This window comes from Micromonospora orduensis, assembly GCF_006228125.1.
Classification (GTDB): Bacteria; Actinomycetota; Actinomycetes; order Mycobacteriales; family Micromonosporaceae; genus Micromonospora; species Micromonospora orduensis.
The window spans coordinates 35,903-47,234 of record NZ_VDFY01000093.1; the positions used below are offsets into that span (position 1 = coordinate 35,903).

Annotated in this window: 7 protein-coding genes; 3 read left to right on the forward strand and 4 right to left on the reverse strand. The window is 72.4% G+C overall.

Features of this window, described 5'->3' with window-relative positions:
* Position 1: 1 nt before the first annotated feature.
* Positions 2 to 874, reverse strand: a complete 873-nt coding sequence (locus tag FHG89_RS05125; RefSeq protein ID WP_139583172.1) for an FAD binding domain-containing protein — start codon at positions 872 to 874, stop codon at positions 2 to 4.
* Positions 875 to 991: 117 nt separating this feature from the next.
* On the opposite strand from FHG89_RS05125, the gene FHG89_RS05130 reads away from it, so the two are divergent.
* On the forward strand, positions 992 to 2,080 hold the full coding sequence (locus tag FHG89_RS05130) for an XdhC family protein (RefSeq protein WP_139583174.1): 1,089 nt from the start codon (positions 992 to 994) through the stop codon (positions 2,078 to 2,080).
* A gap of 7 nt (positions 2,081 to 2,087) precedes the next feature.
* On the forward strand, positions 2,088 to 2,543 hold the full coding sequence (locus FHG89_RS34095; protein WP_280116049.1) for an AAA family ATPase: 456 nt from the start codon (positions 2,088 to 2,090) through the stop codon (positions 2,541 to 2,543).
* 168 nt (positions 2,544 to 2,711) lie between these two features.
* On the opposite strand, the gene FHG89_RS05145 is transcribed toward FHG89_RS34095, so the two are convergent.
* From FHG89_RS05145 to FHG89_RS05155, 3 genes are all read right to left on the reverse strand, one after another.
* Positions 2,712 to 5,660 carry a LuxR family transcriptional regulator gene (locus FHG89_RS05145; protein ID WP_244295173.1) on the reverse strand — a complete coding sequence of 983 codons (2,949 nt, stop codon included), beginning with the start codon at positions 5,658 to 5,660 and terminating at the stop codon, positions 2,712 to 2,714.
* A gap of 123 nt (positions 5,661 to 5,783) precedes the next feature.
* Positions 5,784 to 6,023, reverse strand: coding sequence for a hypothetical protein (locus FHG89_RS05150; RefSeq protein WP_167517343.1), 240 nt, complete (start codon positions 6,021 to 6,023; stop codon positions 5,784 to 5,786).
* The gene (locus FHG89_RS05155) at positions 6,020 to 9,202 is read right to left on the reverse strand and encodes a type 2 lanthipeptide synthetase LanM family protein (RefSeq protein ID WP_139583180.1); all 3,183 of its coding nucleotides are present in this window, start codon (positions 9,200 to 9,202) and stop codon (positions 6,020 to 6,022) included. Before FHG89_RS05155 ends, FHG89_RS05150 begins: the two co-directional genes overlap by 4 nt.
* 279 nt (positions 9,203 to 9,481) lie before the next feature.
* Between FHG89_RS05155 and FHG89_RS05160 the strand changes: the two genes are divergently transcribed.
* On the forward strand, positions 9,482 to 11,302 hold the full coding sequence (locus FHG89_RS05160; protein WP_167517344.1) for an AfsR/SARP family transcriptional regulator: 1,821 nt from the start codon (positions 9,482 to 9,484) through the stop codon (positions 11,300 to 11,302).
* The last annotated feature ends 30 nt before the right edge of the window (positions 11,303 to 11,332 follow it).

Below are 11,332 nucleotides of genomic sequence, written 5' to 3' on the forward strand. Positions count from 1 at the left end.
CTCAGCTCCTCGCCCGCTCCACGGCCCGGCGCAGGGCCCGTCTGGTCAGCTCGGCGGCCAGATGCCGCTTGTAGTCAGCGCTGCCGCGCTGGTCGCTGACCGGATCGCAGCTGCGCGCCGCGATCGCTCCCGCCTGCTCCAGCAGGTCCTCGCTCGGCTGCCGGCCCCGCAGCAGCGCCGAAATCCCCGGGATGCCCGTGGTGTTGGGCCCCACCGCGGCCAGCCCGGCCCGGGCGTCCACGACCACGCCGCCGTCGAGCCAGACCGCCGCGCCGGCCGAAACCACCGCCCAGTCACCGGCGCGGCGCTCGACCTTCTCGTACGCGCTGCCGCCGCCCGGCCGCACCGGCAGCCGGATCTCGACCAGGATCTCGGCGTCGCCGACCGCCGTCTCGTACGGCCCGACGTGGAACTCCTCCATGGGAACGACCCGCTCGGCGCCGCCCGGCCCGCGGATCACGCAGCTCGCGTCCAGCGTCGTGCACACCGCCGACAAATCCTCCGACGGGTCGGCCTGGCACAGCGACCCGCCCAACGTGCCCCGGTTCCGCACCACCGGGTCGGCGATCACCCGCTCCGCGTCGGCGAAGATCGGGAACGCCGCGGCCAGCTCCGCGGACTCGAGCAGTTCGCGGTGCCGGGTGAGCGCGCCGATCCGCAGCTCGTCGGGGCCCGGCCGGATGTAGCCCAGTTCCGTGTGCAGATCGTTGATGTCGATCAGATAGTCGAAGTTGGCCAGGCGAAGCTTCATCATGGGCAGCAGGCTGTGCCCGCCGGCGACCAGCCGCGCCCCGCTGCCCAGCCGCTCCAACAGGCCGATGGCCTGATCCACAGTGGTAGCTCGCTCGTACTCGAACGGTGCCGGGACCTGCATGTCGCACCTCCGCAGTCCGGCAAAATCTCGCCCCGGCACCCGGCAAAGTCAACGCCGACCTAAGCAGTTCCTTAGGTCGGCGTTGACGGTGCGCCGCGGCTCGCGGATCGTGCCGCCATGCGGGACATCGCCGATGGGCTGATCGCCTGGCGCGCCGCCGGTGTCGCCTTCGCCGTGGCCACTGTCGTACGGACCTGGCGCTCGGCACCCCGGCAACCGGGCGCGGCCATGGCGGTCTCCGCCCACGGCGAGGTCCTTGGCAGCGTCTCCGGTGGCTGCGTCGAGGCCGCCGTCTACGAGCTGTGCCTGGCGTCCGTCGGGACCGGCCTGCCCCACACCCAGACGTACGGCGTCAGCGACGACGACGCGTTCGACGTCGGCCTGACCTGCGGCGGCACCATCGAGATCCTGGTCCGGCCGGACACCGGGCTGACCGAACCCGACGAGGTGCTCGCCGCGATCCGGACCGGCCGGCCCGTCGCCACGGCCTCGGTCGAGGACGCGCAGCTGGTGGTCTGGCCCGACCGGGTCGGGGGCAGCCTCGGCAACCCCGACCTGGACCGCGCGGCGGCGCAGCAGGCGGCCGGCATGCTCGCGCTCGGCACCACCGGCACGATCCACCTCGGGAGGCAGGGGGAGCAGCGACGCGACGAGGTCTCCGTCTTCGTCCAGTCGTACCTGCCGCCGCCCCGAATGATCGTCTTCGGGGCGATCGACTACGCCGCCGCGGTGGCGCGGATCGGCCGGTTCCTCGGCTACCGCGTCACCGTCTGCGACGCCCGCCCCGTGTTCGCCACCCGCAAACGCTTCCCCGAGGCCGACGACCTGGTCGTGCAATGGCCGCACACGTACCTGGAGTCGACCACCGTCGATGAGCGCACGGTGCTCTGCGTGCTGACCCACGACCCGAAGTTCGACGTCCCGCTGCTGAAGCTCGCCCTGCGCACGCCGGCCCGCTACATCGGCGCGATGGGCAGCCGCCGTACCCACTCGGACCGGCTACGACGGCTGCGGGAAGAGGGTGTGGACGAGGCCGCCCTCGCCCGGCTCTCCTCGCCGATCGGGCTGGACCTCGGCGCGCGGACGCCAGAGGAGACGGCCGTGGCGATCGCCGCCGAGATCATCGCCCAGGCCTGGGGGGGCTCGGGCCGTCCCCTCACCGGCCTTGGGCTCCCGATCCACCAGCAGCCGCACCCGTTGGAGTGATCCGCTCGTGCCGCAGCCCGATCCGGCCCGGCGAGACCTGTCCGGTCACCCCACTAGCCTCGGCCGCGAATCATCGACATCAGCAGCCCGTGGGTCTCGGCGTCGCCGGCCACGACAGGCCCGCGGCCTGCCGGCCCGATCGGGGCGCCGTCGATCCTCACGACTGTTCGCCGAGGTCATGCTCAGCTGGGAGATCCGCTCCTACCGCCAAGCCAGCCGGCATCCCGGACCCGTCTTCTTCGACCGTGGGATCCCGGACCTCGTCGGCTACTACCTCCTACTCGGCCAGCCCGTTCCCGCGCACCTGACAGCCGCAGCACAGCTGTTCCGCTACCACCAGCGGGTGTTCATCGCCCCGCCCTGGCCGCAGATCTACACCACCGACAGCGAACGACACCAAGGGGTCGTCGGTTCGAATCCGGCCGTCCCGACAGGCAAGAGCCCTGACCAGCGGAAACGCTGATCAGGGCTTAATTTCGTCCATGGGGTTCTGAGCCGCCCCCCGAAAACCCCAAGGGGACGATGGGAACCGGTCCTTCGCCCGGCACCTGAAGTGAGCTGGGCCGTCAGGCCGGCAGCAGACGCTGACGAACTGTCGGCCAGGATGCCGCTCACATGACCAGGATCGGCGTCAGCGGCTGCCGACGAGGCCAGCGCCAGGAAGCTCAGGGACCGGTCGGCCACTGTCGATATCGGTCGCGATATCGCTCAACGCGATCCGGTTTGGCTGGCCGGTCTTGGTAATGAGGCTGGAGACATGCCGCTCCACCGTGCGCGGTGACAGGTGCAGGCGCTCGGCGATCTCGCGGTTGCTCAGCCGACCGGTGAGCAGCCGCAGCACCTCCCACTCGCGTACCGTCACGCCCGCCGCCCGTAGCTCGGGTGGGATCTCTGCGGCGCCGTACCGACGTTGGGTGACCCGCGCGCCCGCCTGGCGCAGCAGCATGCGACACGCACCGGCAACCGGCGTGACGTTCGCCTGGTGGAAGTAGTCCTCGGCGGCACGCAGCCACTCCACAGGGGTGCCCCAGCCATCGGCGAGCGCCGCCTCGGCGACCAGCCGCAGGGCGAGGTGCCGCCCCATCGCGTACAGCGCGCCGACCTCCATGGCCTCGGCCACGGTGGCGGTCGCGGCGTTGTGTTGACCCGCACGGCCAAGCAGGACCGCCCGGGCGAAGAGCGCGAACTGCCGGTCCCACCGTAGTTGGCTCGCCGGTGTGCCGACGATCGCTTCGTACGCCGGAAAGTCGACCTCGCCGGCGATCGCCCGCAACAGCAACTGGAGGCCGAGCCGTCCACCCAGGTGGAACACGGTCGGGTTCGTCTCCTCCGCCCGTACCGCCAGGGACAGCTCGTCCAGCGCCCGCGGGCGGTCCTCCTCCAGCAGCGCGCAGAACGTGCCGGCCAGGCCGTGGACCCGCTGCGTGTGCAGGCTCTCGTCACCGCCCCAGCGCCGGAACTCAGCGAGCGCGTTCTGCATCTCCACCCGTCGGCCCCGGTGGGCGGCGAGCACCGCGCTGAGCAGCAGTACGTACTGGGTGGTCTCCATCAGCTTCAGGCGTGTCGTCGCGGTGAGGACCTGGTCGATCAGGTTCTGTGCGGCCGGGTAGTCACCGCGCATGATCAGGTGCAGCGCGATGCTCGCCTCGGCCTGCTGGCGGGCAGTCACCGCCCCGGCCCGCAGCGCTCGTTCCCGGGCCTGTTCCAGCCGGTCCAGTGTGCCGTGTAGCAGGGCGTCGTCGTTGCCGAGCCGGATCAGCGCGTGGACCTCCCAGATCGGCAGGCCGTGCTCGGCGGCGATGGACCGGGCCTGCTCCAGGCAGCGGGTGGCCTCGGCCGGGTCGCGATGCCGGACGAGCGCACCGAGCAACTGCCAGGCCTGACAGGCCACCACCGGCAGCGGCACCGCGGCGCCTACCGTGGCGGCCCGGCGGGCCAGAGTCTCGGCGACCTCCATCTGGTCCCGCCCTGGCCTGTCCAGGGCCAGGTGTGCGGCGACGATGTCGATCGGGGCTTCGTCCTCCGCCGCGGGGTCCGGGCCGAGCAGCTCACGGGCGATCTCCACCTGGGCCAGCGCGTCGGTCAGCTCCCCGGCCACCACCGCGGTCCAGGCCAGCCGGGTGTGCAGCCTGGCTCGCCGTCGAGCGGGGAGACCGGCCACCTGGTCTGGACTGTTGACCAGCTCCAGTGCCCGCCGGACCATGCCAGCCTCGCCGAGGGCCTGCAGGAGTGTCTCCAGGGTGTCGGCGCGGGCCTCGGCCGACCCGTCGGCCTGGAGTTCCCAGGCCCGGTCGAGGAGGGCGACGGCCGAGGTGGCGGCACCCTGCGCGAGGGCCCTCCGGCCGGCTTCGGCAAAGAGTCGACCGGCCAGCAGGGCGTCGCCGGTCTCGAGCCGCAGAGTGGCGGAAATCTGGCACCACTCACCCGACAACTCCGGGTGTACCTTCGTGACGGCCTCGGCGACGGTGTGGGCCAACTCCCGCCGGTCGGCCGGCTCGACCAGGGCGAGCAGCGACTCGCGGGTGACGCGGTGCCGGAAGGTGTACCAGTCGGTCAACTGGTCGTCCGGTGCCACCAACTGGGCGACGATGTCGCCGTGCAGATGGTTGAACAGGTCGCGGTCGCTGAGCCCTGTCGCCGACTGCACCACGGCCACCGAGAAGCGTTGCCCGATCAGAGCGCCGCAGGACAGCAGCTCCCGGGCCTGCGGGCTCAGCTTCTCGATCCGGTGCGCCATGCTTCTGGCGAAGGCGGCGGGCAGGGTGGCGGGCGCCTGCGGAGTGACGAGCCACCCCTGTGGACCGTGCCGGAGCAATCCGTTCTCCACCATCGCCGCGAGGATCTCCTCGATGAGGAACGGGTTGCCGCCGCTGCCGCCCCACAGCAGCTCGGCCGCGGCCGTGGGCAGCTCATCCGCCGTCACGCCGAGGCAGGCGCCGGCCATGGCGTGCAGGTCCTCGGGCCCGAGACCGCCCAACTCGATCACGGTGCATCGGCCGCGGCGGGCCGCTGCCCGAGCGACCTCCAGCGCGGGGGAGTCGTCCGCCCGGAGGACGCCGACCAGCAGGGTGGGCTGCTGGTCGAGGTTGTCGATCAGATATTCGATCACCATGAGCGTCTCGGCGTCGGCGTCCTGGAGATCGTCCAGGACCATCAGGCACCCGCGGTCCTGACCGGCGAGACCGGTCAGCCGGAGCACCGCCTCGGCCAGGATCACCACCGATCCGGTCTCCTGGTCGGCGAGGGGGGTGCCCCAGTCGGGCACAAGTTTGCCGAGGATCGGCCCGTACGGGCCGAGCGCCGTGACGTCCATTGTGGCCGAACGGAGCAGGGAGAGCACCGCCTCGGTGAGCGGGCGCAGCGGCACTCCGGTGCCGAGTGCGCTGGCCCGCCCCCGCAGCAGACTCATTTCGTCGGTGTAGGCGCGCTCGGCGGCCGCCGCGGCGAGCCGCGACTTGCCGACGCCGGCCTCTCCGACGATGAAGACCGCGCCCCCGCGCCCGACGCGGGCAGCCTCGATCATGCCGATCAGCACACCGAGTTCCGCATCTCGGCCGACCAGGACGCGTGATCGTTGCACGGCGGCAACGTTAGCGAGGCGGTCCATCGATGACCAGGGTCAGCCAGTAGGCGCACCGAGCCCGGCAAGATTATCGTCCGACCGGCCTGATCGCGGCGCTGACCGGGGGGTATCCGCCCAGGGTCACACAGGGAAGGTGGGGCAGCAGGTGGTGAGCGCGAGCGGGACGGCGGCGTCGACGTCTCCGGCGTTGCCAGCGACCAGGTGTCCAACCAGGAGGCCAACCGGGATGGCCAGACCGGCCAGGGCCGCCGTACGCAGGCCAAAGGCAACCATCGGGCTGACCTCTGGCTCCCCGGCGGGGTGCGGGTCCTCGACGTGGGCGGTGTCGGCGAGGTCGGCGGTGAGCTGGTGAGACATCATTTTTCTTCTCTCCTCGGGGTGAAGGGGTTGGTAAGCGACAGCCAGCCGGTTCCGGTTGGCTGCGGGGTGGGTTCCAGGAGCAACGCGGACGGAATCCGTGCGGCCAGGGCGGAGCGCAGCAGTCCGTAGCCGATGCCGGCGAGGCCGGTCAGCAGCCCCGGTGTGAGCACTCCGTCGGGTGTGCCGCAGTAGCGCGTCTGCCATTGAAGGGAGTTGAGGAGCAGGGTGGTCCGCTGCCGTAGCGCGGCGGCTGCCGCAGGGCCGGCGGGCCCCGCGGCCAGCACAGTCAGCGCCTCGCCGACGCCGGACTCGCCGTGGCAGAGACTCAGGTCGCGGGACAGCGGCCGGTCGGCCAAGCGCCGGACGAGGTGAGTCGGCGCGTCCGGGTCCGCGGCGGGGGAGGTGCCCGCGTCGTGCCGGCCGGCGAGGGCGAGGGCCAGGCCGGCGGTGCCGGCACACCACCCGGACGAGTTGGTCGGGGTCCGCCGGGCGTGCCGCAGAGCTTTCCGTGCCGCGTCCCCGTGCTGCCGGGAACCGCCGCCGACGTCGACGAACCGGTGCAGGGCGTACGCGATGCCGGCCGTGCCGTCGGCGAAGCCAGCCGGACTGGCGGGGTGATCGAACGCGGTCGTACCGGCCAGCTGGTCGGCGCAGGTCCGGGCCAGCGCCGCAGCCCGATCCAGGCCCAGCTCGGCGTGGATCGAGGTCATCGCGGCCAGGCAGCCGGCCTTGCCGGTGGCCCAGTCGTCGGTGGCGGAGCCGGCAACCGCGACCTCGGCGAGTTCGACCGCCGTGTCGACCCACCGACCGATCTCAGGGTCGTCGAGCAGCACGGCCAGCCGGGCCAGCCCGTAGGCCAGTCCGCCGAGGCCGTGCAGCCCGCCACAGCCGATCGCCGTGACCAGCTCGGGTCGATCCGAGAGCAGGCGTAGTAGCCCCGGCGTCGCGGCGACAGCCCGACGGGCCACGTCGCCGTAGCGGGCCACGCCGCTGATGTGGGCGAGCTGGCCGAGGAAGAGCGCCACGCCGAGATACCCGTTGGCCAGGCCGGCGCCCATCGGGAGCAGCAGCCACTGCCGGTCGTCGACCAGTTCCAGGCCGAGCCAGTTCACCCGGTCCCGGCCCGGCGCGCCACGGGCGACGATCTGGTCGGCGATCGCGCAGGCTGCGGAGACCAACCGTTCGGGTGGGGCGGCCGTGCCGTGCGACGGCCCTGGCATCGGCGCCATGTCGCCATGCGCGCCGAGGGGCCGGCGGGTGGCCAGGCTGGCCGTGATGACCCACTCCTGGTCCTGCCGGTCGGCCTCGCCGAGCCCGGTGATGCGGTCCAGTGCGGCGTCGACGCCACTGCGGTACAGCGGCACCGTGGTCGGCTCCCCGTCGGCTGCCAGGTGGGGACTGTCGGCCCGGGCGTGGAAGTACGGCACGTCGCCGCGCCACAGGGCCACGATCTCGTGGCGCGCGAACAACGGGTCGCCGGGCAGTGTGGTCCGGCCGCAGAGCTGCCCGAGGAAGCGGTCCCGGTCCAGACCGTCGCGCAGCAGGCTCGGGTGGGTGGACTCGTCGAGCAACGTACGGTAGGCCCAGGTGGGCCGAACGACGAGTCGCACAGTCATGGCCGACGACGCCTTGACCAGTTGGGCGAATTCCCCGCGGTGCGCCTCGATCGCCTCGTAGCCGAGCCGGAAACCCTCCAGCATCGCCGCCTCGTGGTCCTCCGGATCGATCACCCGATCGCCGAGCCGGGGCCGGTTCGAGGCTCCGTCAAAGGCGGACGCGCGACGTACCAGGCGCATCTGGTCAGTGCCCGGGTCCGCCCAGTCGATCCGCCTGACCGGGCTCTGCCGGCCCTCGTCGCCGCCGGCGCCGGACAGGTCCATGATGCCCTGATCACCGACGACGATCAGCGGCAGCAACGCGGTCCGGTGCACCGAGGCGGCGAGCAGGTCGGCGGCTGGGTCGCCGCTCTGGGTCGCGGGCCGCCAACTGGGGCTGAACAACGTCTCGACGTCGATGGCCACAGGGTCCTCGCCGCTGGCGATCACGTTCTCGTAGTGCAGATCGGTGGTGTTGAGCGCGTGGGCGAGCGCCAGCAGCGCGCCTTGCCGTCGATAGAAGCGGTCCGCGCCGTCCGTGTCGGCCAGCGGTGCCGCGATCACGAACTCGGTCCAGCCGTACTCCGGGCGGACCAGGCAGGCGGCTGTCCGCATGCCGACTGTGGGCACCATCCGGTTCATCCAGCTGACGAAGGCTGCGAGCCGGCCGTCGTGGGTGAGATCCCGGGGCTTGTAGACCAACCGCCGGCCGTCGGCGAACTGGACCACGGTGGTGGTCCTGCCGGCCCGGTGCGGGTCGCCCCGCCTGTCGTCGACGGCCACCAGGGGGCCGGGGTCGACGCCGCCCAGGAGGTTGTCGACCAGGCGGTCCCGGTCGGCGGTGTACCTGGCGAGCAGCTCCAGCATCGCGTCGGTGGCGTGCGCGGTGGCCTGCCCGAGCAGCCGGGCGAGGACCGGAAGATCGGTGAACAGCGCAGCCAGCCCCGCCGGGGTGGCAAGCTGGCGGACGAAGCCGACGAATCGGGCGCGACTGTCGGCACCCGGCAGGAGGCCGGCGGTCCTGCGGCGGTGTAGTTCCTCGACGAAGGTACGGGCGGCCAGCGCGGCCAGTTGCCGTTCCAGGGTGGCCCCCAACGCGGCATCCAGCGCGCCCAGGTCGACCTGGGCATCGGTCACCGGGCCGGCGTCCCGGCGGAAGCGAGCCCTCGCCTGGTCGACCAACGGACGTAACGGCAGGGCGAACGCCGTCCTCCAGTCCGCTGGGACCGGCACCGACGGAGGCGGTGCGGCGGCGCGCACCGCGGACTCGATCAGGACCGCCCAGGGCGGCGGGTCGACCCGCGCGGCGAGGTGCCCGTCCTCCTCGGCGAGGAACGTGAGCAACCGATCCTCGTCGACGCCCAGCTCGCCCAGCCGGACGTTCAGCTCCGCGCCACGGTCGGCCCGCCACAGGTCCAACCGCCGCCGCGCGTGGCCGAGCCGCCCGGTGTCCACCGGGTCGGTGCCGCCGCCGGCGGTCACCCGCTCGTGCAGCGCCAGGCCCCGCGCCCACCAGCCCCGGCGGAGTCGGGGCGACTCGGCCGGAGCGAGGCTGGGTGGGCCGTCGGCGTCCGTGGTGTTCATCGATTTGAGGGTGCCAAGCGGCGGCGGGTAACTCATGCGTGGGATCCACCCAAATTCTTGTCGGCCAGGCTGGTCGCCGCAGATCGCGCACTTTCCGGTGCTGCCCGGGCGACAGTCGGTGATGACCGCCCGGAGGGTGGGACCGCGGGCCGGCGTCGGTGCTGTGGCGATATCACGCGGGTGTGGACGACGGAACTTGGGTGCCCGGCACAGATGCGTCGACGCGCGACGGTGGTCGACCCTCCGACTGTTCGATGGGCTGACCTGATCGGAGCAACTGTGGAGTTTCGCGTACTGGGGCCGGTGAGCGCCTGGCGCGACGGCGGTGAGGTCCCGCTGGACGGCGCCAAGCAGCGCACCGTCCTGGCCGTCCTGCTGCTCGCCCGGGGGCGAATCGTCTCCGACACGCGGCTCTGCCAGCTGCTGTGGGACGAACACCCGCCGGCGACGTTCGCCGCCCAGCTCTACAACTACGTCTCCCGCCTGCGGAAGTATCTCGGCGACGAGGTGGAGATCGTCAGGCAGTGGTCCGGCTACATGTTGCGGATGGGGGACAGCCGACTCGACCTCGACGAGTTCGAGCGAATGGCCGGGTCGGGTCGGGACGCACTGCGCTCCGGTCGGCACGAGGAGGCCGCACGGGAACTGCACGGGGCGTTGGCGCTGTGGCGCGGGGCGACGCTCGCCAACGTCACCGACCACCTCGTCGAGGCGGAGTCGCCCCGGATGACCGAGGTGCGGATGGCGGTCCTGGAGGATCGCATCACTGTCGACCTGATGCTGGGCCGGCAGGCTGAGCTGGTGGTGGAGCTGAGCGACCTGGTCGCCGCGCAGCCGCTGCACGAGCAACTGCGCAGCCACCTGATGACGGCTCTGCTGCGGTGCGACCGTCAGGCCGACGCGCTGGCCGTCTACCACGAGGGCCGGCGGGTGCTCGCCGACGAGCTGGGGGCCGATCCGGGACCGGCGCTGGCCGAGGCGTACCAGGTGGTGCTGGCCGGCCGTGGGATGCCCGATGTCGCGGTCGCAGCGCGGGCCGGAGCCGGCTGGCGGGACGTCCGGCCGGCGATGCTGCCGCCCGGAGCACAGGACTTCTGCGGCCGGGAGCAGGAACTGCGGGAGCTGGCCGGGCTGCTCGCCGAGACGTCGCCGTCCGCTCCGCAGCGGACGCTGCTGACCGGGATGCCCGGCGTCGGCAAGTCGGCGCTGGCGCTGCGGGCCGCGCACCTCTGCCGCGGCGAGTTCCCGGACGGGCAGCTCTACGCCGACCTCGGCGGCACCCGGGGCAACGCCACCGACCCGGGCGACGTGCTGGGCTGGTTCCTCCGGAGTCTCGGTAATGCCGAGGAGGCCATTCCGAGGCGCCTCGACGAACGCGAGTGCCTCTACCGCAGCCAGTTGGCCGGCCGCCGGGTGCTGGTGGTGCTCGACAACTCCGCCAACTATCCGCAGGTCCGCCCGCTGTTGCCCGGTGATCCGTCCTGCCGGGTGATCCTGACCTGCCGTGGTCGCCTCTCCGAGTTGCCCGGTGTCACCCGCGTCGAGGTGGGCATCCTCGATCCGGCGCAGGCGCTTGAGCTGTTCGCCACGATCGTCGGCTCGCGGCGGGTGGCCGCCGAGCTCGGTGCCGCACACCGGATCGTGCAGTTGTGCGGGCGGCTCTCGATCGGCATCCGGGTGGCTGCGGCGCGGCTCATCGCCCGGCCGCACTGGTCACTGCGCTACCTCGCGCAGCGGCTGGCCGACGAACGGTTCCGTCTCAACGAACTACGGCTGGGGACGCTTGACGTGCGGGCCCGCATCGAGGGCAGCTACCAGGAGCTTGAGATCGAGAGTCAGGTCGCGCTGCGCCGGCTGGCACTGCTGAACACGGCCGACTTCCCGATCGGGGCCGCCGCCCGGGTGCTCGGCGTGACGCCCCGGGTGGGGGAGGAGGTGGCCGAGAGCCTGGTCGACGCCCGGCTGCTGGAGATCGCGGGCTCGGACGGCGGGCGGCGGCAGCGACACCGCTTCCACGATCTGGTACGGGTCTTCGCGCGGGAGAAGGCCGACCCGGTGGACCACCGCGTGGTGACCGCCCGGTCGGTGTTGTCGGCATAGCCGTACCTGCTGATCCCCGGGTTTCCGCCG